At 62.0% G+C, this 22858-nt stretch carries 24 protein-coding genes and 1 pseudogene; 13 read left to right on the forward strand and 12 right to left on the reverse strand.

What is annotated here, in order from left to right; all coding sequences use genetic code 11:
* Nucleotides 1–50: 50 nt before the first annotated feature.
* Nucleotides 51–1433, reverse strand: a complete 1383-nt coding sequence (cysS, locus tag HU748_RS12580; RefSeq protein WP_186664012.1) for a cysteine--tRNA ligase — start codon at nucleotides 1431–1433, stop codon at nucleotides 51–53.
* A gap of 9 nt (nucleotides 1434–1442) precedes the next feature.
* Nucleotides 1443–3143, reverse strand: a complete 1701-nt coding sequence (locus HU748_RS12585; RefSeq protein WP_186664010.1) for a glutamine--tRNA ligase/YqeY domain fusion protein — start codon at nucleotides 3141–3143, stop codon at nucleotides 1443–1445.
* Between the two features lie 246 nt (nucleotides 3144–3389).
* Here HU748_RS12585 and HU748_RS12590 point away from each other — a divergent pair, with 246 nt between their 5' ends.
* On the forward strand, nucleotides 3390–3890 hold the full coding sequence (locus HU748_RS12590; protein WP_186664009.1) for a peptidylprolyl isomerase: 501 nt from the start codon (nucleotides 3390–3392) through the stop codon (nucleotides 3888–3890).
* A complete protein-coding gene (locus HU748_RS12595; protein WP_186664007.1) occupies nucleotides 3887–4609 on the forward strand; it encodes a UDP-2,3-diacylglucosamine diphosphatase in 723 nt (240 codons plus the stop codon). The genes HU748_RS12590 and HU748_RS12595 overlap by 4 nt, the downstream gene beginning before the upstream one ends.
* A gap of 51 nt (nucleotides 4610–4660) precedes the next feature.
* Here the strand turns inward: HU748_RS12595 and HU748_RS12600 are convergent, their stop codons facing one another.
* Nucleotides 4661–6976 (reverse strand): acylase, encoded by a 2316-nt coding sequence (locus tag HU748_RS12600; RefSeq protein WP_346655468.1) that lies wholly within the window; start codon nucleotides 6974–6976, stop codon nucleotides 4661–4663.
* A 198-nt stretch (nucleotides 6977–7174) separates the two neighbouring features.
* Here HU748_RS12600 and HU748_RS12605 point away from each other — a divergent pair, with 198 nt between their 5' ends.
* Nucleotides 7175–7549 carry a fe2+ zn2+ uptake regulation protein gene (locus HU748_RS12605; protein ID WP_186720588.1) on the forward strand — a complete coding sequence of 125 codons (375 nt, stop codon included), beginning with the start codon at nucleotides 7175–7177 and terminating at the stop codon, nucleotides 7547–7549.
* A 35-nt stretch (nucleotides 7550–7584) separates the two neighbouring features.
* Here HU748_RS12605 and HU748_RS12610 read toward each other — a convergent pair whose 3' ends face one another.
* Nucleotides 7585–7773: a hypothetical protein gene (locus tag HU748_RS12610; RefSeq protein ID WP_186665399.1), complete on the reverse strand. Its 189-nt coding sequence runs from the start codon at nucleotides 7771–7773 to the stop codon at nucleotides 7585–7587.
* A gap of 149 nt (nucleotides 7774–7922) precedes the next feature.
* On the opposite strand from HU748_RS12610, the gene HU748_RS12615 reads away from it, so the two are divergent.
* The 4 genes from HU748_RS12615 to HU748_RS12630 all read left to right on the forward strand — a co-directional run bounded on the left by HU748_RS12615 (nucleotide 7923) and on the right by HU748_RS12630 (nucleotide 10368).
* Nucleotides 7923–8384 carry a hypothetical protein gene (locus tag HU748_RS12615; protein WP_186720590.1) on the forward strand — a complete coding sequence of 154 codons (462 nt, stop codon included), beginning with the start codon at nucleotides 7923–7925 and terminating at the stop codon, nucleotides 8382–8384.
* Between the two features lie 231 nt (nucleotides 8385–8615).
* A complete protein-coding gene (locus HU748_RS12620; RefSeq protein ID WP_186720591.1) occupies nucleotides 8616–8996 on the forward strand; it encodes a Mor transcription activator family protein in 381 nt (126 codons plus the stop codon).
* A 42-nt stretch (nucleotides 8997–9038) separates the two neighbouring features.
* Nucleotides 9039–9680, forward strand: coding sequence for a DUF2589 domain-containing protein (locus tag HU748_RS12625; RefSeq protein WP_186720592.1), 642 nt, complete (start codon nucleotides 9039–9041; stop codon nucleotides 9678–9680).
* A 115-nt stretch (nucleotides 9681–9795) separates the two neighbouring features.
* Nucleotides 9796–10368: a DUF2589 domain-containing protein gene (locus HU748_RS12630; protein ID WP_186663995.1), complete on the forward strand. Its 573-nt coding sequence runs from the start codon at nucleotides 9796–9798 to the stop codon at nucleotides 10366–10368.
* Here the strand turns inward: HU748_RS12630 and HU748_RS12635 are convergent.
* The 3 genes from HU748_RS12635 to HU748_RS12645 are packed head-to-tail and all read right to left on the reverse strand — an operon-like array spanning nucleotide 10350 to nucleotide 16457.
* The gene (locus HU748_RS12635) at nucleotides 10350–14021 is read right to left on the reverse strand and encodes a translocation/assembly module TamB domain-containing protein (protein WP_186720593.1); all 3672 of its coding nucleotides are present in this window, start codon (nucleotides 14019–14021) and stop codon (nucleotides 10350–10352) included. The genes HU748_RS12630 and HU748_RS12635 overlap by 19 nt on opposite strands.
* A complete protein-coding gene (locus tag HU748_RS12640) occupies nucleotides 14021–15763 on the reverse strand; it encodes an autotransporter assembly complex family protein (protein WP_186720594.1) in 1743 nt (580 codons plus the stop codon). The genes HU748_RS12635 and HU748_RS12640 overlap by 1 nt, the downstream gene beginning before the upstream one ends.
* Before the next feature lie 52 nt (nucleotides 15764–15815).
* On the reverse strand, nucleotides 15816–16457 hold the full coding sequence (locus HU748_RS12645; protein WP_186663989.1) for a GNAT family N-acetyltransferase: 642 nt from the start codon (nucleotides 16455–16457) through the stop codon (nucleotides 15816–15818).
* Nucleotides 16458–16618: 161 nt separating this feature from the next.
* On the opposite strand from HU748_RS12645, the gene xthA reads away from it, so the two are divergent.
* Nucleotides 16619–17431, forward strand: coding sequence for an exodeoxyribonuclease III (gene xthA / locus HU748_RS12650; protein ID WP_186663987.1), 813 nt, complete (start codon nucleotides 16619–16621; stop codon nucleotides 17429–17431).
* 6 nt (nucleotides 17432–17437) lie between these two features.
* Here the strand turns inward: xthA and HU748_RS12655 are convergent, their stop codons facing one another.
* From HU748_RS12655 to HU748_RS12670, 4 genes are all read right to left on the reverse strand, one after another.
* Nucleotides 17438–18310, reverse strand: coding sequence for an alpha/beta hydrolase (locus tag HU748_RS12655; RefSeq protein ID WP_186663985.1), 873 nt, complete (start codon nucleotides 18308–18310; stop codon nucleotides 17438–17440).
* 20 nt (nucleotides 18311–18330) lie between these two features.
* The gene (locus tag HU748_RS12660) at nucleotides 18331–18951 is read right to left on the reverse strand and encodes a LysE family translocator (RefSeq protein ID WP_186663983.1); all 621 of its coding nucleotides are present in this window, start codon (nucleotides 18949–18951) and stop codon (nucleotides 18331–18333) included.
* Nucleotides 18952–19052: 101 nt separating this feature from the next.
* A complete protein-coding gene (locus HU748_RS12665; RefSeq protein WP_054891534.1) occupies nucleotides 19053–19256 on the reverse strand; it encodes a helix-turn-helix transcriptional regulator in 204 nt (67 codons plus the stop codon).
* On the reverse strand, nucleotides 19253–19627 hold the full coding sequence (locus HU748_RS12670; protein WP_153772723.1) for a hypothetical protein: 375 nt from the start codon (nucleotides 19625–19627) through the stop codon (nucleotides 19253–19255). Before HU748_RS12670 ends, HU748_RS12665 begins: the two co-directional genes overlap by 4 nt.
* A gap of 132 nt (nucleotides 19628–19759) precedes the next feature.
* Here HU748_RS12670 and HU748_RS12675 point away from each other — a divergent pair, with 132 nt between their 5' ends.
* Nucleotides 19760–20239 (forward strand): GNAT family N-acetyltransferase, encoded by a 480-nt coding sequence (locus HU748_RS12675; RefSeq protein WP_186663981.1) that lies wholly within the window; start codon nucleotides 19760–19762, stop codon nucleotides 20237–20239.
* Nucleotides 20240–20771: 532 nt separating this feature from the next.
* On the opposite strand, the gene HU748_RS12680 is transcribed toward HU748_RS12675, so the two are convergent.
* Nucleotides 20772–21299 (reverse strand): MgtC/SapB family protein, encoded by a 528-nt coding sequence (locus HU748_RS12680; RefSeq protein WP_186663979.1) that lies wholly within the window; start codon nucleotides 21297–21299, stop codon nucleotides 20772–20774.
* Between the two features lie 179 nt (nucleotides 21300–21478).
* Between HU748_RS12680 and HU748_RS26430 the strand changes: the two are divergent.
* The 4 genes and pseudogenes from HU748_RS26430 to HU748_RS26245 form a co-directional block, all read left to right on the forward strand.
* Nucleotides 21479–21760, forward strand: a pseudogene (locus tag HU748_RS26430) (hypothetical protein); the annotation flags it as partial.
* A gap of 2 nt (nucleotides 21761–21762) precedes the next feature.
* Nucleotides 21763–21984 (forward strand): hypothetical protein, encoded by a 222-nt coding sequence (locus HU748_RS26715; protein ID WP_346655469.1) that lies wholly within the window; start codon nucleotides 21763–21765, stop codon nucleotides 21982–21984.
* Between the two features lie 17 nt (nucleotides 21985–22001).
* Nucleotides 22002–22154: a hypothetical protein gene (locus tag HU748_RS26720; RefSeq protein ID WP_346655470.1), complete on the forward strand. Its 153-nt coding sequence runs from the start codon at nucleotides 22002–22004 to the stop codon at nucleotides 22152–22154.
* A 354-nt stretch (nucleotides 22155–22508) separates the two neighbouring features.
* Entirely contained in the window at nucleotides 22509–22802 is a 294-nt protein-coding gene (locus tag HU748_RS26245) for a hypothetical protein (protein WP_189657655.1), read from the forward strand.
* Nucleotides 22803–22858 lie beyond the last annotated feature (56 nt).

Genomic DNA, 22858 nt, shown 5'->3' on the forward strand with positions numbered 1-22858 from the left:
GCGCCACGACATGTCCCGCGATAGGGCTGCAGGGCAGCCCTCGAGCTGTATCAGTCAGCCAGACGCCAGGTGGTGGTGCCTTTGCTGTCTTCCAGCACCACACCCATGGCAGTCAGTTGATCGCGAATGCGATCGGACTCCGCCCAGTTTTTGTCCGTACGCGCCTGCAGACGCGCCTGGATCAAGGCTTCGACCTCGGCAGCATCGACACGGCCTTCGGCACCGGCACGCAAAAAGTCGTCGGCATCCAGTTGCAGCACACCCAGCACATCACCCAGCTCACGCAGGCGACCGGCAAGACCTGCCGCTGCATCAGCGTCGCTGTCGCGCAGGCGGTTGATCTCTCGCACCAGGTCGAACAGCACGGCGCAGGCTTCGGGGGTGCCGAAGTCATCGTTCATCGCCACACTGAACCGCTCGACGAACGCCTCGCCACCCTTGGCAGCTACGCGCGGCAGGCCACGCAGTGCGTGATAGAAACGCTCCAAGGCGCCCTTGGCATCGCGCAAGCTGTCTTCGGAGTAATTGATGGCGCTGCGGTAGTGGCTCGCCACCAGCAGATAACGCACCACCTCCGGGTGGTACTTCTCGAGCACGTCGCGAATGGTGAAGAAGTTGTTCAGCGACTTCGACATCTTCTCGCCATTGATGCGAATCATGCCGCAGTGCATCCAGGCCGCCGCATAAGGCTTGCCGGTGGCCGCCTCGCTCTGGGCGATCTCGTTCTCGTGGTGCGGGAACTCGAGATCGCTGCCACCACCGTGGATGTCGAAGCTCTCGCCCAGGCAGCAGGTGGACATCACCGAGCACTCGATGTGCCAGCCCGGACGGCCCGGGCCCCAGGGCGAATCCCAGCTCGGCTCGCCCGGCTTGGCGCCCTTCCACAGGACGAAGTCCAGCGGATCCTGCTTGGCCTCGTCGACCTCGATGCGCGCGCCGATACGCAAGTCTTCGATCTTGCGTCGCGACAGCTTGCCGTAGCCGACGAACTTGCCGACGCGGTAGTACACGTCGCCATTGCCCGGTGCGTAGGCATAGCCCTTGTCGATCAGGGTCTGGATCATCGCGTGCATGCCAGGAATGTGATCGGTGGCACGCGGCTCCAGGTCCGGCTTGAGGATGTTCAGGCGCCGCTCATCCTCGTGCATGGCATCGATCATGCGCGCAGTCAGCTCATCGAAGCGCTCGCCGTTTTCGTTGGCGCGGTTGATGATCTTGTCGTCGATGTCGGTGATGTTGCGTACGTACGTGAGCTCATAGCCGCTCTTGCGCAGCCAACGGGTAATCAGGTCGAACGCCACCATGCTGCGACCATGGCCCAGGTGGCAGTAGTCGTACACGGTCATGCCGCAGACGTACATGCGCACCTTGTTGCCATCCAGGGGTTTGAAAACTTCCTTGGTCTTGCTCAGGGTGTTGTAGATGTTAAGCACGAGGATTCCTTAGCTGCCCCACGAATCGCGCAGGGTCACGGTGCGGTTGAACACCGGGCGACCCGGCTGGCTGTCTTTCAGGTCGGCGCAGAAGTAGCCTTCGCGCTCGAACTGGAAGCGATCTTCTGGCTGGGCCTGGCCCAGCGAAGGCTCGGCACGACAACCCGTCAGCACCTGCAGCGATTGCGGATTGATGTTTTCAAGGAAGCTGCCGCCCTCATCGGTTTTCTCCGGGTTGGGCGAGCGGAACAGGCGGTCGTACAGGCGCACCTCGCACTCGACGCTGGCGGCGGCCGGCACCCAGTGGATCACGCCCTTGACCTTGCGGCCCTCGGGGTTCTTGCCCAGGGTGTCCGGATCGTACGAGCAGCGCAACTCGACGATATTGCCCTCGGCATCCTTGATCGCCTCGTCGGCACGAATCACGTAGCTGCCGCGCAGGCGCACCTCGCCGGCTGGCTCCAGGCGCTTGTACCCCTTGGGCGGCTCTTCCATGAAGTCATCACGGTCGATGTACAGCTCACGGGCGAACGGCAGGACGCGCACGCCCATGTCTTCCTTCGGGTGGCGCGGCAATTCGAGTTGCTCGACCTGGCCTTCTGGATAGTTGGTGATCACCACCTTCAGCGGACGCAGTACGCACATGGCGCGCGGCGCGGTGCGGTCGAGGTCGTCACGGATGCTGAACTCGAGCATCGACATGTCGACCACGCCATCGGAGCGGTTGGTGCCGACCATGTCGCAGAAGTTGCGGATCGAGGCCGGGGTGTAGCCACGACGGCGGTAGCCCGAGAGCGTGGACATGCGCGGATCGTCCCAGCCCTCGACGTGCTGCTCGTCCACCAGTTGCTTGAGCTTGCGCTTGGAGGTGATGGTGTAGTTCAGGTTCAGGCGGCTGAACTCGTACTGGCGTGGATGCGCCGGTACCGGCAGGTTGTCGAGGAACCAGTCGTACAGCGGACGATGGCCTTCGAACTCCAGGGTGCAGATCGAGTGGGTGATGCCCTCGATGGCGTCCGACTGGCCGTGGGTGAAGTCGTAGTTGGGGTAGATGCACCACTTGTCACCGGTCTGGTGGTGGTGGGCATGGCGGATGCGGTAAAGAATCGGGTCGCGCAGGTTCATGTTCGGCGAGGCCATGTCGATTTTGGCACGCAGCACACGCTCGCCGTCCTTGAACTCGCCGGCCTTCATGCGTGCGAACAGGTCGAGGTTCTCCTCGACGCTGCGCTCGCGGAACGGGCTGTTCTTCCCGGGCTGGGTCAGGGTGCCGCGATACTCCTTGGCCTGCTCGGGGGTGAGGTCGCACACGTAGGCCTTGCCGCGCTTGATCAGCTCGACCGCCCAGTCGTGCAACTGGTCGAAATAGTCGGAAGCGAAGCGCACCGGACCTGTCCACTCGAAGCCCAGCCACTTGACATCACGCTGGATGGCGTCGATGTACTCCTGGTCCTCCTTGGCCGGGTTGGTGTCGTCGAAACGCAAGTGGCAGGCGCCACCGAACTCCTGGGCCAGACCGAAGTTGACGCAGATCGACTTGGCGTGGCCGATGTGCAGATAACCGTTCGGTTCCGGCGGGAAGCGGGTGACGATACTGCTGTGCTTGCCCGAGTCCAGGTCAGCCTGGACGATCGGTCGCAGGAAGTTCGCAGGGACGGCGGGGGCGCCTTTGGCAGCGGCGTTGGTCGCGTTGTCGGTGGGCTTGCTCATAGGATCCTTGAATGCAGATGTCCGGTCCGGGTAGGCCGATTGAATCAAAGGGCCTATCATAGCCGAAGCAGTCAAGCTGCTGACAGCCGGGCACCGACAAACTGGCGCGATTTCTCGCAGCGTTTTGTCGCCAGCTGGCAAAATGGCCGCCGCGCGCCTTGTGTCGCCGCCGCCAGATCCTGCGTCAGGTACAGTACGCGACCTGTGCACCCTATTCTCGAATGCCTTGAAAGAGCGAATTTCAGCATGTCCAAAGTCAAACTGAGCACCAACCACGGCGACATCGTTCTGCAACTGAACGCCGAAAAAGCCCCGAAAACCGTCGAGAACTTCGTTCAGTACGTCAAGGACGGCCACTTCGACGGCACCGTGTTCCACCGTGTGATCAAGGGTTTCATGATCCAGGGCGGCGGCTTCGAGCCTGGCATGAACCAGAAGAAAACCCGCGCCAGCATCGAAAACGAAGCCGACAACGGCTTGAAGAACACCAAGTACAGCATCGCCATGGCCCGCACCATGGAGCCGCACTCGGCCTCGGCGCAGTTCTTCATCAACGCTTCCGACAACGACTTCCTCAACCACAGCGGCAAGAACGTGCAGGGCTGGGGCTACGCGGTATTCGGCGAAGTGACCGAAGGCCGTGAAGTGGTCGATGCCATCGAGAAAGTCGCCACCGGTTCCAAGGCTGGCCACCAGGACGTGCCGAAGGACGACGTGATCATCGAGAAAGCCGAGATCATTGAGTGATCCTGCTGATCTCCGATCTGCACCTGCAAGAAGAACGCCCGGACATTACCCGGGCGTTTCTAGATCTGCTCGATGGGCGGGCGCGGCACGCCAAGGCGCTGTACATCCTTGGCGACTTCTTCGAAGCCTGGATCGGCGACGATGCCATGACGCCCTTCCAGCAATCGATCTGCCAGGCACTGCGCACGCTGTCAGACAGCGGCACAGCCATCTACCTGATGCACGGCAATCGCGACTTTCTCATCGGACAGGACTTCTGCAAGGCCGCTGGCTGCACCCTGCTGGCCGACCCCAGCGTGGTTGAGCTGGGCGGTGAGCCGGTACTGCTGATGCATGGCGACACCTTGTGCACCCGCGACGTCGCCTACATGAAGCTGCGCCGCTACCTGCGCAACCCGCTGAGCCTCTGGATCCTGCGTCACTTGCCGCTGTCCACGCGCCAGAAGCTGGCACGCAAGCTACGCAGTGAAAGCCAGGCGCAGACGCGGATGAAGAACACCGAAATCGTCGATGTTACCCCCGACGAAGTGCCCAAGGTGATGAGCGAGCACAATGTGCGTACGCTGATCCACGGCCATACCCACCGCCCTGCCCTGCACAAGCTGGTGGTCGAAGGCCAGCCGGCGCGACGCATCGTACTGGGAGACTGGGATCGCCGAGGCTGGGCGCTGCAGGTGGACGACCAGGGCATGCACCTGGCGCCATTCGAATTTTCCTGATGTGCAGCGGCCCTGAGGTGGTTTGCGCCACCGCAGGGCCACTGATTCCGCCTATTTTCCCGTGCTGACCAACGCCTGCTCATCCCGTTCGCGCACGACATACTGGCGATACTGAGGATCGGACGTGATCTGCGCCTCGGTAAACGGAATCGGCGCCAATTGCCCGGCAGCAAAGGCACGCGTCTGGTCGAAGGCATGCACCGAGGCCGACTCGCTCGACAGTGAAAACGCCAGCAGCCCCTGAGCCTGAGGCCCCTGTTCGGTGAAGCTGACCAGTTGCAGGTAGCTGGTACCGCTGACCACCAGACGCTTCCCTGCCCCATGGGGCACACTGACCATGGCGTTATAGATCCCCAGCTCCTGCGGGCCACCAGGCACCGGCGTGCCGTCCAGCGCCTGCTGGACCTGCCCCCACTGCTGTTCTTGCACCATGCCGCCTTCCTGAACCTGCGCCAACGAAGCCAGCGCCGCCTCGCGGAGCAGCTTGCGCACTGCCGCTTGCTCTACCGCAAGACCGCGCGGCGTGTGCTGCGGATCGGCCGGATCGAACGCCATACGCCAGATGTGTGGCTGGTCGCCCAGCGTCTCCATGATGTTGGCAAAATGCACAAGCCCCATGCCGCTATCAGTGCCGGCCTTGCCGTTCCAGGCCTTGAGGCTCGCGCACAGCTTCTGCAGCTCGCTTTCGGCACCTTTGCACCAGTCCAGCAGCTCTGGCAGCACCTGACTGGCCAGATACACCTCGTCGTCCATCACCATTCGCTGCAGCTCCGGCACACCGAGCTTGTCGCGGCCTTGCAGGCGCTGCAAGGCAAAGCGGGTGCGCATGCCCAAGGGCTGGTCTTCACGGCTGACCAGCGGCGAGAAGCCGGTCAGTGGCTGGGCCGGGTTGACCTGCCAGGCCGAGTCGTTGGAGTTCTGCACGAAGTCCCCGCGCTCAAGGCTTGGTTGCAGGCGCGCCGGAAAGATTCCAGGTTGTGCGGCGTCGGCGTCAATCTTCCACTGGCATGCGCTGCGCGAACCATCCAGGACCACCAACGGCCCCGCCAGCGACGGGTCGCTGCACTGGGCAAGCAGGGCCTTGTCGACATACGGCACCACCGACTGATTCAGGTACAGCGCACGGCCACCGGCATCCACTGCCAGGGTATTGACCCAGGGAATACCCTGCAGCTTGGCCACCGAGGCCTTGAGGCCATCGATGTCCTTGGCGCGGTTGATCCCGTACCACTGCTCGAGCACTCGCGTGTTATCGAGATTGGCATCGCGCAGGCTGTAGGCATAGTGGCTATCCCAGTCCAGGCGCCCCGGCCACTGCACCACAGGTCCGAACTTCGAGACATGGACCTGGCGCTGCACCTGACTGAGCGTTCCATCTACCCCCCTCACCGCAACAGTGATGGTCTGCTGTTCGAGCGGCAGCGACTGGCCATCAAGCAGGTAGCGGGTGGGATCCTTCGGATCGAGCTGCAGGCGGTAGAGGGTGAAGTGCTTGGAGGTGTCGACCGTGTGGGTCCAGGCCAGGTCGCGGTTGAAGCCGATATTGATCACGGGCAACCCCGGCAGCGCCGCCCCCATGACATCGAGTTGCCCAGGAATGGTCAACTGCATCTGGTAGAACCGCAGGCCTCCCACCCAAGGGAAGTGCGGGTTGGCAAGCAACAAGCCGCGCCCATTGGCCGAACGCTGTGCACCGACGGCCACGGCGTTGCTGCCGCGCTCGCTGGCGAACGCCTGCTGGCGCGCCAGGGCCACGCTGTAGTCGGCCTTGGGCCTGTGCATGGCAAGGCTCGGCGGCGTCGCCGCGACCACCGCTTCGGCGAACTGGCCGATGCCCCCTTCAGCCAGCAGTCGGCGGGTCAGCTTCACCAGGTCCAGGCTGGTGATTGGCCTGACCCAGTCGCCCGCCCCGCATTCCACCGGCAGCCCCTGGGCCTTGCGCTCGGCAAGCGCTCGGTTGTAGCCGGCAGCGTAGCCCTCCAGACGATCGCGAATTGACGCCGACTGCGCCTGGAGGAATCCGTTGACCGCCACATTGTCGTTCAGCCAGGTGAAGAACAGGTCACTGTCGAGGTTGTCGCGCTGCTCGACCGTCTTGCCTTCGACACCGAAATACTTCGACCGCTCACCATTGACCGTAAGCACTTCGCCAGCCAGCAGGCACAGGTTGTCCTGGGCGTAGGCGTAGCCGATGCCATAACCCAGGCCACGCTCGTCGCTGGCCAGGATGTGCGGCACACCGAAGCTGGTGCGACGGATCTGCGCCGAAGCATCGCCGGCAACTTCCCGCGCCTGCACGCCGGCGGCAGCGGTGGCGAGCACGATGGCCAGGCCAAGGCAGGACAAGGGACGCGATAGTGTGATCACGGGCACTCCTGGGGAATGAGAGGTCATCCCGATCAGACGAGCGGCCGGATGAAAATTTTACGTATTGCGCTGCGCGAGAACGTCTTGAAAAGGACGTGGCAGTTTTTTTTCAGCAAGAACTGCAGTTTTCCCGCGCTCATTCGTCCTAGTAGTTAGGTACTCATGATTTCGGGACAGTCCACGAAAAGGAGCATTCACATGTACAACCCGCAACTGCAGCCGCAGCGCCAGCGCACCGCTGACCGTGCAACGCCGCAAGACAGCGCTGGCGCACAGGAACGGATCGGCAACGAACAGATCCGCGAGCTGCTGCGCGCCTACGGTCTGCGCACCAGCCTGATCCGCCTGAAGGTCATCGATGCGCTGCATTCGGCCGATCGCAGCGGGCGCAGCATCGGCGTGCGCGGGGTGCATGCGCAGTTGGAGCAACTGGATATCCCGCTGTCATTCCTCAGTGTGCGCGAAGTGCTCAAGCGACTCTGCACCGAGGGCGTCATCAGCCTGGGCGATGACAAGTGCTACAGCCTCCAGCCCGCAGCCCGCGCCGTGCTGGAACAGAACGCCTTGCGCTGAATCCCGGGCCGGCCAGGACGGCCGGCTCGCCTGTCTCAGGACTTGACCTTGCGCCGCATGATGCCGTTGATCACCACGACGACCACGGCGATACCAATGGCCAAATACTGGAAGGTCTGCTCGCTGATCGTGCCCTGTTTCTGCAGATAGCTGAGGCCGAACATCACCCCCATCATCACCGCGATGATGAGAATCGAATATTTGAAGCGCTGCATGTGTGTCATCGGCAATTCCTTGGAACATCGGGGACAAAAAAGCTCGTCACGAGCCGGCCACATGATACATGGCCAAATCCAGGTGCGATGCATTTCCTGCTGAGCTTCACCGCTCAAGATTGAAAACATGGACGCCCGGCTCATGCCCTGGAGCACCCATGACAAGACCCTTCCTACTTTGCACCCTGATATTTGTCCCGCTCACCTTCGCCCACGCCATTGACACCAGCACCCTGCCCCGCGAACAGCTGCTCGAACTCGGCGCACGCCTCGAAGCCACCAGCAGTAACAACCAGTGGCAGCAACTGTGGCAGCAAGTGCGTGGCAGCGGCTTGCTGCAGGCGCAGCCAAGCCAGTTGCACTTCGTCCTCCAACCCTCGGAACTGCCGGTCCTGGCCAGGTTGACCCTGGCACAGGCGCAGCAGGTGGAGGCGTTCGCCAGCACCCATGCGCGCTACCGCCGGGTATTCAGCCCGCAAGTCATCGGCTATCGCGGCGGCCAGGCGCTCGAAGCGCTGTGCGTGGACGTGGACTGGCGCGCACTCCCCGCCGGCGCGGTAGACAACCCTCAGCACTATCTGGGCGTGGTAAGCCTGCGTAAAGCCTATCCCTGTGAATGAAATGGGTGAGCACACCCTTGGAGCACAACCAAAAACTCGATCGAGATAGATCAAGACCTACAGCGAAATCATGGATCAACTTCCTACGTAAAAGCTCGCCTCTGCCTGCAAGAGACGCGCTACTGAAACTACAAAGCATGGGCCACTTGGCGCCTAGGAATGACTGGGAGGGGTGGCTGAGAATCTCTGCACACCAACCGTGCAGGCTTCAAAGACAAAAGGAAATCGCATATGGAACTGCCAGATCTGACTGCAATCGATGTCACTCTATTACCCCATTCGCTGCAATCACTGATCGAGTGCGTCAGCCTTGAAAATGCTTACCGGCTGACGTGCGCCTACGGTGGCCGCCCCAAGTACATCCCCAAACATCGGGACCGTACACGGCTGGCCGAGCTGTTGCCGGCAGAAGCACTGGACGCACTGATCAAGCGCTACGCTGGTGTCGCACTGGAGATCCCCAAGGCCGATCACTTCCAGCGCCAGTTGCGCAATCTGCAAATTCAGAAAGAAAGCGCCAGCGGGCTGTCGCGCAGCCTGCTCGCAGACAAGTACGGACTGAGCCTGCGTCAGATTGGCAACATCCGGCGCCAAGACAATCACCCTCACTGAAAACAGACCTGAACGGTCACCACCCACCAAGGAGTAATGCCTATGTCCATTGACAGCAGCCTGATCGGCTCCGTCATCAACTCTCTGCCCATGGACCGAATGATCGCCGGCCCCTTGCAGGCCATGGTCCAGGCGCAGGTCACCGCGAGCAAGTCATACGCCGACTTCCTCATGAATGTCTGCATCCAGGACGGCAAGGCAGTCGCCATCCAGTTCGACTACGACGAAACCGTCGTCGGTGAGGATGGCGAGTACAAAGGCGTCGTTGCCAAGAGCATGAAGGTGCCGCTGCTGGCGGCCATCACCCACCCGAACATTGCCATCGACGAGGGCAAGATCGAGTTCGAGATGACCATCAACCAGATGGCCGAGGATCGATCCGCCAAGGATATGGAAGGCAGCATGGAGGCCTCGCTCGGTTGGGGACCTTTGAAGCTGAATGTGAAAGGCAGTGTAAGCCACAAGTCGGAACAAACCCGCAAGACCGATACCCGAGCGCGCTATGCCTTCAACACCACCGTGCGCCGCCAGGAACCACCGGAAGCCCTCATGCGCGTGATGGAATTCCTCACCGATGCCGCAACCAAACCTACCGTGCTCGCCAGCGCAGAACTGCGCAATACCGACAACATCTCCAGCGAAGACACCCTGCCCGGCGCAGAGAAACCCTCCGCAACGCCATGATGCCCAGCGCCGTGCCCTGTCCCCACCTGCCGCAGGTCTCCGCCCGGACACCTGCGGCATCAGCACTGGAGACCGATGATTGGATCAGCCCTGCGAACACCCTCAACCGACGCCCATGACTTCCACCGACCTGCGCGACATCACGCGCGGACTCCAGGAAGCCGCCGCGGCAACCAATACTCTGATTGCCCAACAGTACCTCAGACTCTTCGATCAGTTCTTCGACGTGGACGCCGAGCAGCCCGGCATGCCGATGCGTGCCAAGATGGTCGAAGTGGCGATGGACGACACGCACACCCTGCGCATCCCACTGATTGCCCTGGTGTCTGCCAAGGGCCTGGCCCTGGAGCGCATGCAGGTCGACCTGTCGGTTCACGTGAAGAACGCACAGGCCCGCCAGGAAGTGCTGCAGCAGGCGAACGAGACCACTTCGTGCTCGCACTTCAAAGTCACCGTGGGCGCCCAGGCGCGCCGTGGCGAAGGACGCGACCCCGACGAAGTACAGATCCGCATGCAGTTCCAGGCCTGCGAGCCGCCCGAAGCGATCAACCGGCTGATCGAGGAGTACACCAACCTGATCCTGCCTCTGCGCACACCGCCCAAACCCACCCCGGAGCCGGGCGCGGACAGCAACCAGTTCATAGAAGCCGCCACTGTCCGCCGAGCAGGTCAGAAGTCGCGTTTGTAGAAGATGTCCAGCGAGCTCGCCAGCCCGCTGGCCGCTTCCAGGTAGACCTTCTTGCTCAGTTTGTACCGCAGTGCAATGGTGTTGGCCGGCTCGAACACACCGACCCCATAACGCAGGCTGAGGCGCTCGGTCAGGTTGCCGCTGGCCACCACGTTGGTCTTGTTGCCCGAACCTTCGGTATCGAGTTGGAAATCATCGATCCCCAGGCTCGAGGCCAGGCTGCCGGTAATCCCGGCGCTCCCGGCAAGGCCCAGGCCCAAGGCCGCTTCAGCCAGCATGTTGTTATCCTCGCCCGAGTTGCCCAGGGGACGTCCCAGCACGAGATACGACAACGCCTGCTCCTGGCTCATGGCCGGCTCCGAGAACACTTGGGTGGTCGGCTGCTCGGCACTGCCGCTCAGGCGAATACCCGCGATGACGTCGTCGACCTTGCGAATCGCTTCGATGTCCAGGTATGGCTGATCGAGGGGGCCTGCGAACAGCAGGCGCGCACGGCGAATGGTCAGGCGCTGGCCATAGGCCCGATAGCGACCGTCGGCCAGGCTCAGCTCACCACGCGTATCCAGGTTGTCACCGATGTGCACATGGCCCAGCAGATTGGCGGTCAGGCCGAAGCCGCTGAACGACAACTTGTCACGACCGACTTCGACATCGATGTCCATCGCGACCGCCATCGGCGGCGTGCCCTCTTCGGTCTGGTGGCCGACAATTACCGTGTCGTCGGAGACCTTCACCGTCGAAGGCGGCAGCTCGCGGACGGTGATCTTGCCCTTGGGTACCTGCACCTTGCCGGTCACTGCCAGCTTGTCGCCGGACAGACGAATGTTGAGATCCGGCGCAACCTCCAGAGCGGCATAGGGTTCAACGTTGACCGGAAGTTGCTGGCCCTGCAAACGCAAGTCGACAGCCAACGCCTGCCCCCAGGCCAACTCGCCGGTCAATTGCCCGCGACCGACCTCGCCACTTCGCCAATCACCGCTGATCCGTACCTGCTCCCCGGCGACGAGCGCACGCAGCGACAGGTCTTCCAGGCTGACCGGCAACTCGGCGCCACTGACATGCCCGCCGCTAAGCACCAGGTTGCCGTTGATCTGTGGCGCCAGCAAGGTACCTGACAAGCGCCCGTCTCCGTTGAGTTGCCCAGCCAGGCGCTCGACCATTGGCACGAAAGGCCGGGCGATCGACAGATCCAGCCCGGAAAGGCGAAACTCGCCAGAAAGCGGTTTGTCCCGGCCCAAGGGATCGATGCGTGTCGACAGGTTCAACTCACCCAGCCGGTCGCCACGAAACGCCAGCGACGTGTCAACCCGCCGCGGAGCCAAGGTACTGTCCAGGCGGAGCGTCTGGTAGGGGAAGTCGATCCAGCGCCCGTTATCGCGGACCCGCAGCGTGCCGCCGCTGGCGTCGATGCGCACCGTGCCTTTGGGGCCGCTGGCCGGCATATCCAGGTTGATGTCGGCATTGAGCATGCCTTGCCAGGCGAAATCCTTCGGCAGCCACTGGGCCAGACTGTCGATGGGGAACTGCTTGAGGTGGTAGCGCAAGCGTGGATCCGGCGCCAGACGCTGATCCTCGCCACACAGGCTGGCAGCGCCGGAGCGCCAGCAATGTGCACCGAAGTCGAGCTGGCCGTTGGCCAGGCGTTGCAGGCGTGCGGGGGCTTGCAATTGCCAGTCCTGACCGCCCGCCTGGATACGCCCGCTGGCCAGGCGGCCACGCCAATCACCTTTACCGAGCGTGCCATCCAGTGCAAGGTCGAGCTTGAGCTGGGGTCCATTCAGCGCCACTGTCAGCGCCTGCTGACGGATATCACCTTTGCCCGTGGCATCAAGATTGCCCAAGGCGGTTTCGCCCAGGCGGATATTGCCCACCTTGAGGGTGATCAGTCCACGCTGGGCGCTGTCCAGGCGTGCGTCGAGGTCCAGGCGCTGTATGCGGTTGTCGGCCTGGGACAGCTGTTGCCCCTGAAGACTAAAGACACCCTGCGGCGCGGCCAGCGTGCCAGCAAGGTCGAGGCGGCCTTTGACCTGCCCCTGCAAACGCGGCCAGAGCTGGCCGAGGCGCGGCAGGTCGAGGTCGATGCGACCGGCCAGGCGCTGCTGCAGGCTGCCACTGCCGTTGATCCGGTTGTCGCCCAACTGGATCGCCAGCGCACCGAGCGTCCACGCCTCACCTGCACCTTTGGCATCAGCCTTGAGCACCGCCGGCTGACCACGCAGGCGCCCCTTGAGGTCAAGTTGGGCCTCGAGCTGCAGACGCTCGTTCTTCAATTCGCCCTTGCTGCGCAAGGGACCTGCCAAAGTGCCCGGCAGCTCCGCCAGCCAATAGGCTGGGTCGAGCGCCGACAATTGCAGATCGACATCCCAGGTAATCGCGTCGGCAAAGCCCAGCGTCACGGCTCCCGACGCCTTGCCCTGGCCAGCAAGCAGTGCCAGCTGTGGTAGGCGCACCTGGGTCAGGTCGCCAGCGAACGGACTGGCCAGGCTGAACGCACCGGCCGGGCCATCGAGATCTCCCTTGAAATCACCGTTGTAGGTGCCGTCACGATAGTGCACCTGGGCATTGAAACGCTTGAGCGTAACTTGCGGTGCTTCGTCCATCGGGTACAGGCGCAGCCAGGGAAAGTCGAGCCAGTCGATCCTGGCATCGGCCGTCAGCCCTTGCTGCCAGTCGGCACTGGCCTGCAGCGCGAGTCGCTGTGTCTCACTGGCCGTGAGATCCAGTGTCTCGAGCCGGGCACCCTTGGCATCGACCTTGCCATTCAGGGCCAGGGCAATTGGCCCCTGCTCGGCCGGAAGGCTGGCCGTGCCCTTGAGCAGGTATCCCTTGAGCAGGTCACCCTTGGCCTGAAGGTTGACCTGGTTCAGTTGCAGCGGATCAGGTAACGAGGCAGATGGACGGAACGCTTGCGCGCGGATCTGCAGTGTCGCGGGCAGGTGATCGGCCAGCGCCTGCAGCTCACCCTCGAGCTGAGCCTCAAGGTAACCCGTGCTGGTGCCCTCGAGGGTCAAGGTCTTCTGCAGGTCGCCTTTGGCATTGAGCACCAATTGCCAGGCCTGACCATCCACTGCCGGCAACTGCAGCGTGGCATCGGCCTGAAGCGGCCAATCTCCCTGGGGCAGCAGGCTGCCCTGCAGGCTCAGGTGCAGGTCGTCACGCTGCAATTGCAGGGCGTCGATACGCAGGCCTTCGGTCGTCCAGTGGGCTGCCAGTTGCAGGTCGCCGAGCAGCTCGCTGCCATCCAGGCGTAATTGACCGACCTTGACCTCACCCAGCTCGATGGCGATCGGCAAAAGCAACTCAGGCAGTTGCAACGGCCCGGTGTCCGGCTGCGACTCACTCGCAGCGAACGCCATGTCGATACGTTCGGCCTGCAACCGCTGCACGCACAGCGTGGCGCGCAACAGGCACGACGGCGACCATTGCAGTTGCGGTGCCTGCAGCTCGACCCGACTGCCATCCTGGGCCCAGACCAGGTGCGCAGCCTGCCATTGGCCTCCCAGTCGGCCCTGGAAGTCCTCGACCTCAAGCCCCGGTACCAGGCCCAGAACCCAGCGGCTGCCCGCTTGCGTTCCCAGTACCAGCGTTGCGCAAAGCCCCACCAGCAGCAACAAGCCCAATACGATCGACAACGCAGGTTTGAGCAGACGCATCACAGTTCAGGCCCCATGGAGAAATGCAGCCGGATACCACCGTCATCATCCAGCGCGCGCGCCAGGTCCAGGCGCAGCGGCCCGACCGGCGAAACCCAGCGCACGCCGATGCCGACGCCAGTCTTGAGGCTGGGCAGTTCCAGCGAAATGAACGAGTTGCCCTGGTCGATGAAGGTCGCCACGCGCCATTTCTCCGTGAGCGAATACTGGTACTCGGCACTGCCGGCCACCAGGTAGCGGCCACCGATACGGTCGCCCTTGTTGTTCTTCGGCGACAGCGTCTGGTAGTCATAGCCCCTTACGCTCTGGTCGCCACCGGCGAAGAAGCGTAGTGAGGGCGGGACGTTCTGCTGGTAGCCGTTGGTAGCGCTGCCACCGAACTGCACGCGCCCGAGGAAGCGATGGTTCTGCCCCAGGGTGGTGAGGCCCTTGAGCAGGACATTGCCATGCACCAGGTTGGTGTCGGAACCCAGCCCTTCCTTGGCTGCCTGCAGGTCGAACTGCAGGCGATAGCCATTGTGCGGGTCGATGCGGTTGTCACTGCGCAAGTAGGAAAAACTCACGCCAGGCATCAGCAGGTTGCTCAGCCCGGAATCGTCGCCCAGGCGGTACTCCTCGCGCTGGTACTTCAGCGAGATCACCCGCTGCCAGCCGCTGGGCAGCTTGCTGTGCCATTCGGGGCCGACAGTCAGCAGTTTGCTGAGGGTGTCGGTGCCGGAGATCTCTTCGTTCTGGTAACCACCGGCAAAACGCAGCTTGTCGGTCAGCGGAGGGTCCAGGGGGATGTCATACCACAGGCCGACGTTCTGCCGAGGCGCCGAGAGCTCGGTCTCCCAACCATAACTGTGGCCCTGGGGGTTGACCCAGTGCCGCGTCCAGTTGGCCTTGCCCCGTGGCCCCACGTCGGTCGAGAAGCCCAGGCCCAGCCCCAGCGTTCGCGGCTTGCGGGTGTCCAGGCGCACGTCCACTGGCACGACGTCATCGACCGCCGCGGTCGGCGCCGCATCGACCCGTACCCCGTCGAAATAGCCGCTGGACTGCAGGTCGTTGTTCAGCTCGGCCACCAGCTCGGAGTCGTAGGGCGTTCCTGGCTTGAAGCCGACCATGCGTTGCAGCAGGTCGTCGTCCAGTGGTGCGTCGCCGCCGAAGGTCACCTTGCCCAGGCGATAACGCGGCCCACTCTGGTACACCAGTTCGATATCCGCGACGCCCGCTTGCGGGTCTACCGCCAGGCGCTGACGGGAAAAACGCCCGTCGAAAAAGCCATAGCGCGAAGCCTGGTTCTGGATCAGCCGCTTGGCGTCCTCGTAGACACCATGGTTGAGCTGTTCGCCCTGGCGCAATGCCTTGCTGTCGGGAATGCGGAAGGCCTTCATCTCGCTCGCCGGGCCTTCGATGCGCACGGTCACATTGCGCAGGCGCACCGGCTCGCCCGGGTCGACGCGAATGATCAGTTGTACGGGTTGATCGGCCTTGCTCGGCGGCTTGACCTGCGTGTCGATCTGCGCCTGGTAGTAGCCCAGCGCCTGGGCCGCCTTGCGCGCCTGCTCCTCGGCGCCCCGGCTGAACCGCAGCAAGGCCTCCTCGTCGCGATCGCCCAGGCTGCCGATGTAGCCTTCGATATTGGCCTGCAGCGCCTTGTTGGACGGTTTGACCCGTACCAGCAGTTCGCTCTGGCCCCATGCTGTGCAGCTGGCGGCGAGCAACAGCACGCCCCAACCGAGTCTTCCTGAATACGTCATGCGGGGCATGCTACCAGAGCGAAGCGGCAGCGTAAGCTGCGGGTAGTTGCGATCAAGCAATTGCTGGATTAGAGGACAGCGGATTCGGATGAAAGAATACCCTCTCGCGGATTGGTCCGATCGCGACCTCGCCAATCTCCTGATAGCCCTGGCGCTCGTAAAACGCTAGGTAATGGACATTGCCAGTGTCCAGTATCACGCCCTGGGTATCCGGATCGTCGGCGCACCAGTCGTGTACTGCCTGTAACAATTGCTCACCATAATGCCGCCCCTGGAACTGCGGGTGCACCCCCAGCAGAGGCAGCACGTGGACCTGCTGGCTCGGCATGCACGCGGCCAGTGCCGCTTGGTACTCGAGGTAACGACGCGTGCAGCGCCTGCCCGCGCCCAACAGCATGCGCAGGCGCCAGGCCCAACTGTCGGCCACCCCCAGGCGACGTTGCGGCGGCACGATCAGCGCCGCACCGACCAGGCGATCATCGACCAGCACACCGATTGCCGGCAACTGCAGGTAGAAATGCTGGCGCACCCATTCGCGCACCATCACTCGCAAGCGTCGCTCATAACCCCTGCGCTGTGCATCGAACAGGTAGGCAAAGGTCGGCTCGTGGCGATAGGCATGGTAGAGCAGCGAACGCACTTCGCGGCTGTAGCCATCGTCGAGCAGGCTGATATGCGCCGGGGCGTCGGACATTGCGATGATCCTCCTGGAATGTACGTATCAGAGCCTTGGAGGTGTCCTATCGCACATCGTTCCCCCACCAGCACGTTAGCAGCGCGCCCCCCACGCTGCCACGCTGGTGATGACGGCCGATGTCAGCTAGCATCCGAAGCTTTTACCAGGATCGGCTTTCCATGAAGATCGTCTCGTTCAACATCAATGGCCTGCGCGCCCGCCCGCACCAGCTGGCTGCGCTGATCGAGAAGCACCAGCCAGACGTTATCGGCCTGCAGGAAACCAAGGTCAGTGACGATCAGTTCCCGCTGGCCGAAGTACAGGCCTTGGGCTATCACGTACATTTCCATGGCCAGAAGGGTCACTACGGGGTTGCCCTGCTCTCGCGCCAGGCGCCACTGTCGCTGGTCAAGGGCTTCAGTACCGATGAAGAGGACGCCCAACGCCGCTTCATCTGGGGCACCTTCGCCGATGCCGACGGCACCCCGATCACCATCATGAACGGCTACTTTCCCCAGGGCGAAAGCCGCGACCACCCTACCAAGTTCCCGGCCAAGCAACGCTTCTACAGCGACCTGCAGGCCCTGCTCGAAGACCAGTTCCGCAATGACCAGCCATTGGTGGTGATGGGCGATGTGAACATCTCGCCCCAGGATTGCGACATCGGCATCGGCGCCGACAACGCCAAGCGCTGGCTCAAGACCGGCAAGTGCAGCTTCCTGCCCGAAGAGCGTGAGTGGATGGAACGCCTCAAGGGCTGGGGCCTGGTGGACAGCTTCCGTCACCTGCACCCGGAAGTGGCAGACCGTTTCAGCTGGTTCGACTACCGCAGCCGCGGTTTCGAGGACGAACCCAAGCGCGGCCTGCGCATCGACCTGATCATGGCGTCGCAGGCACTGCTTCCACGCCTGAAGGCGGCAGGCGTGGACTACGAACTGCGGGCGATGGAGAAACCTTCGGACCACGCCCCCATCTGGCTGGAACTGGCCTGACCAGGCTCAACCGCGCAGGAACGCCTCGACCGCCTGCGCGGCGCTCACCGGGTCTTCCTGCATGAAGCAATGCCCACCCGCCACTTGCCGCTCGCTGACATTGGCATTGAGCCCCACCAGGCGCCGCACCGAATGCGGCACGAACGGGTAGGTGGTTTCACCATGCAGGATCAGCGTCGGGGTGGTGATGCGCTGCAGGCTTGGCCACATCCGCGCCGGGAACGAGCTGAAGATCTCCACCTCGCGGCTGGGCCGGCACTTGAGCACCACACCTTCGCCGCAATCGCCGATGGCATGGCCGATATATGCGTGAAGCGCCGCATCACTCCACCCCTTGAAGATGCCCCGCCCCTGCAGCGACGCCAGCGCCGCCTCGCGGTCCGGCCAATGGCTGCGCCGGGTTGCGGCCTTGCGCGCCAGGGCATGGCGCTGGTGCAGGCCCACCAGTGCCGCTGCGCCCATCACCCCGATCATGCGGCGACTGAACAACACCGGATCGAGCAGCACGGCACGTTCGAACAATCCAGGCCGGCTGGCGAGGATCAGCCCGGTCAGTACCCCGCCAAAACTGTGCCCGAGCGCATGGCGCGGCACATCGTCAAACACCGGGCGCCCCGCCTCGAATGCCTCCAGCACCAACTCCGCAGTGCGGTTCCAGCCACGAAAGGCGCCGCCGTGATCGCTGTCGCCGTGCCCCTGGACGTCGCACAACCACAGGTCGAAGTGCTCCCCCAGGCGCATCAGCATGGGCTCGTACGCCAGGCAGCAGAAACCGTTGCCGTGCAAGAAATGCAGCAACGGCTTGCCGCTCGGCTCGGAATGCCAGCCGCGTAGCGTGAAACCTTCCGAGCAATCATGGGACCAGGGAATCAGCTGCATCGTGTACCGCACTCATCGAACTAGGAAAACGACGATTCTACAAACAGCAGCGGATACAACGAAATCACCAGCAGCAAGGCCATCAGGACATTGAACAGCATCAGCCAGCGAGGATTTTGCAGAAGGTTGCGCAAGGCGCTGCCAAACATGACCCAGATCCCAACGCTCGGCAGGTTGACCAGGGCGAACAGCGCGGCGATGACGATGACGTTGAGCACATAGCCCTGGGCCGGGGTGTAGGTCGTGATCGCACCGACCGCCATGACCCAGGCCTTCGGGTTGACCCACTGGAAAGCAGCCGCGCCCCAGAAGCTCAGGGGCTTGCGCGTCCCTGCGGCGTCCCCGGAGACCGGCCCGGAAGTGGCGATCTTCCATGCCAGGTACAGCAGGTAGGCAGCCCCCACGTAGCGCAGGATGCTGTACAGCGGCGGCCAGGCCTTGAACAGTTCGCCCAGCCCGAACCCCACGCCCAGCACCATCAGCATGAAGCCGATGCTGATGCCCATCGCATGGGGGATCGAACGGCGCACACCGAAGTTGACGCCGGACGCCAGCAACATGGTGTTGTTCGGCCCTGGGGTGATCGAAGAAACGAAGGCAAACAGGATGAATGCGGTGAGCAGATCGTATGAGCCGAGCATGGCAGGGACTTCCGTCAGGTACTGATTATCGTGTCCTGCCACACTAGCGGAACCCCTCTCGCGCAGACCGGTACAGTTACCTTAAATTACACCTATACACATCACTGTACCGCCGCAGAGGGATCGAAGATCTCTTCGATACTCAACTCGAAAACGCCGGCAATGCTGAAGGCCAGCGGCAGGCTGGGATCGTAGCGGCCGGTCTCGATGGCGTTGACAGTCTGGCGCGAAACACCGAGTCGCTCGGCCAGTTCGGCCTGCGACCAGCCACGCCCACTTCGCAATTCACGGATGCGGTTGTTCAACGGTAACGCCTCACCCCGATGAAGGTCCCCAGCGCCCACAACGGCCCCATCAGGCTCCAGACCATGAACATCGACAAACGTGGGAAGCCTGCGGTCTCCAGAAAACCGTAGCTGAAGGTCAACAGCGCCGTCGCGACGAATGCCAGCCCCAATGCCTCCAGTTGGATGCGCCGGACCATTTCATCGAGGCTGCGCAGTTGCTGCACCACAGCCCAGGCCATACCGATCATGGCCGGCACCGGCACCAGCGCCACCAGGGTCTTGGCAACCCCTGGCGCCATGGACGCGAGGAAATGGCTGCTGACCAGCACACAGGCCATATAGGCGACGAGGAACAGGACGAATGAAATCACATGACGTTTGTGCAGCATGCCAACAGCCTCGGATGTAAAGTGTGTTTTACATTGAGGGCGAGGCCGCGCACAATGTCAAGCTTGCTTTACATCTCGGCAAGCCGGCCCAGGCCCATTACCATGGTGCCCGCCAACCACAAGGAAGCCTTCATGAGTCTGACCATTCGCCCTGCCCGCCGCACCGACGCCGCCCAGATCCTCGCCTTCATCACCGAGCTTGCCGACTACGAGCGCGCCCGCCACGAAGTGGTAGCGACCCTGGCTGATATCGAGCACAGCCTGTTCGATGAAGGCAGCACCGTGCACAGCCTGATGTGCGAGCGCGACGGCACGGCCATCGGCTTTGCCGTGTACTTCTATAGCTACTCAACCTGGCTGGGCCGCAACGGCATTTACCTCGAAGACCTGTACATCACCCCCGAACAACGCGGCGGCGGTGCTGGTCGCCAGGTACTGCGGCACATCGCTCGCGAGGCCGTAGCCAGAGGGTGCGGGCGCCTGGAATGGAGCGTACTGGACTGGAATGAACCGGCTATCGGTTTTTACCAGGCGCTGGGCGCAGAAGCGCAAGATGAATGGGTACGTTATCGCCTGGATGGCGAGCGACTGAAGGCATTCGCACAGGGGTAAGCCGCGCCCGACCACACGACTGTGTCAAAAGTGTTACCCGGCCCCGTCCACCCAGCAAAAAGTCGGGTAACACGGAAACAATTCGAGAGATTTTCAGGTCGTGAAAAATCGCCTCAAATCTCTAAGCCATTGATTTTAATGGATATTGAAAAGTTGGCACGGCATCTGCTTTATCTCTGGCACAACAAAAATAAAAAAACGTGACACCCCAATAAAAACAACATGCACCGGCTCTGACATAACAAGAACAACACGGCAGAGGCGCAGCAAGCAGATTTTTTTGGAGTAGACACGCGTTCCAGGGGTTCGTCCCCGCGACCTGACGCAGAACAACAAAACTACCTTGAGGTAGCGACTGTCAGGATCGGATCAGCAATGATGAAGGCAGGTCAGCGCCCAAAAAAATACGTTTGCTCTTGGCCCCGGATAGGGGCCCGGTTACACCGAAACAGGCTGACAAAAACAACAACAGGCCGGTTTTCAATAATAAAAAGAGCAGGCAACAACGCTTTGAGGGGAGCTTCGGCTCCCCTCAGTGCTTTGTGTTTTCCTCATTATTCGCCTCACCACCCTCCCCCTCGACCTTCTCCACCAGCACCGGCATGCTGCTCAACACCAGCAACGCCAGCACCGTGCTGACCAACGCCGTCGCCTCGCGACCCATGCCCGCCGCCGTGCCGATCGCCGCCGTCATCCACAGGCCTGCCGCCGTCGTCAGCCCCTTGACGTGATTGGTGTCCTGGGCATGGCCCTTGAGAATGGTGCCCGCGCCGAGAAAACCGATCCCGGCGACGATCCCCTGTATCACCCGGCTCAGCGCCTGTGCATCGGCACCGGCCATGCTCGGTGCCAGCACAAACAGGGCTGCACCCATGGACACCAGCATGTGTGTCCGCACCCCGGCCGACTTGCCCTTGTGCTCGCGCTCGAAACCCAACACCGCGCCAAGCACCGCCGCCATCAGCAGACGCACGAGAATCCGCGTCACCTCGCCTTCATCGGTGATGTCGGTGAACTCTACCCGTATCGCTTGCCAGACATTCTGCCACCAGGAATCCATGGGCTTCTCCACACCAGCGCCTCGTGGCGTATTGAAAGGTGGACCGCGACAGTTGCCCGGAGTGCGGCAGCATCCGCCCGGCGGAACGATGCAGCAACCCGAAGCACGCTGTGGTCACACTCGTAACCACCTGCGGAGGGTAACGTCATGCCGGTAGAAATCGACGAAAGCAACCAACGCTGCTGGTAGCCCAAGATGAGAGCTTGGTTGTGCAGGAAGTCCAAACTGTCACTCCATCCTGGATGAACAAGGATGGCAGTTGGAAGATGGAGAAGCTCACGTCGCTTTCGATGGGACACAACCAGGCTGGTGTGGCCGTCTGTGTTCTGGAAGTAGAGGGTGGTGCTGTGTACATCGATACGCATGAGCAGGGTCTCGGTGTCGACTCGCTAAACGGGGTCAAAGAGCTCTATCGACGCGGTATGGCTCAGGCCAACGCTGGAGAGCCTCGGAGGGCTTAGGGATGTCAGAGGTCAACACGGTGAAGGTGGACTACCTCGTGAAGCGCTATTCGGACTTCGACCTGTTGCGTATTGCTCGAGCTGTAGGCCAAGAGTACGAGGACGAGGTCACCGCGTCTCTGGTGAATGTCCACATTCATCGACTCAGTGCCGTTGGCGTCGTCTTCGGGCATGTGCGGCAAGGGCCTCATAGCCGATTCGCCGATTCTCCGATGGGCATCTGATCCAGACATCCGACATCGTGAATATTAAGAAAGAAGGCAAGTTCTGGGTGATCACGACCATGAACTCCAAGTACGTCGTGGCTACCTTTCGCCGTGATGGTGGGCGCCATAGCTTGAGGGACTTTTGCCGCCTGGTGGGTGACCACTTCCCCAATACTCAACTGCACTGATTTAGATCGAGCCTGAGCACGCCAAGGTGTGCCCAAGGCCTTCCCCTGCCTGAAATTTGGGCCCGAGCAAGGAGCTGTAAGTGTTTATAAAGTTTGAATACCTAAAATTTGCTGGCTGCCTAGAGGATATTCGAGTTTTCGACCATCTCTCGGGTTTCGTGCAAGCCATCATGAAAATTGATGGGGTGTTAGCCCCCCAATGTCAAAGTTCCGATTCAGATTTATGAAGAGTTAGAGCAAGGATCTCATGTTGAGTTCTATGCTCTTGTGCAGAACTCAAAAAACAAGGTTAAAAATACTGCAATTGTTCTTGCAGCCAAGACTGCCAGTGGCAGGCTCCTACGCGTGCCAAGCATGCGCTACAAAGTGCAGTTGCATTTTTGGGTAATTGCTACGATCTGGGCTGCTGTGGCATTTGTTTTGAGCTGGATTGCCCTGGTCTTCGGATCGGATTTTTTGATGGGCAGCCGCTCGATGTCGCTGCAATGGGCTTTTATCAGCTCGGGCGCCTCAGTCATAGGACTGCTGACAGGGGGATTCTTTGTGGGTTGCGGTATTTACCTGTTTCACAAAACTTCAGGCCTTGACACGTGGAATTCAATTGCACCCTCGTTGCTTGTAGAGCGTTTCAGCAAACTGCACCGCTGATCCTTGGGCGGGCCGCATTCGCGGACGGCTGTCGTGAACCAGGCCTCACGTTCGTG

The sequence above is a fragment of the Pseudomonas sp. RW3S2 genome (genome assembly GCF_014268955.1).
GTDB classification, from domain to species: domain Bacteria; phylum Pseudomonadota; class Gammaproteobacteria; order Pseudomonadales; family Pseudomonadaceae; genus Aquipseudomonas; species Aquipseudomonas wayambapalatensis.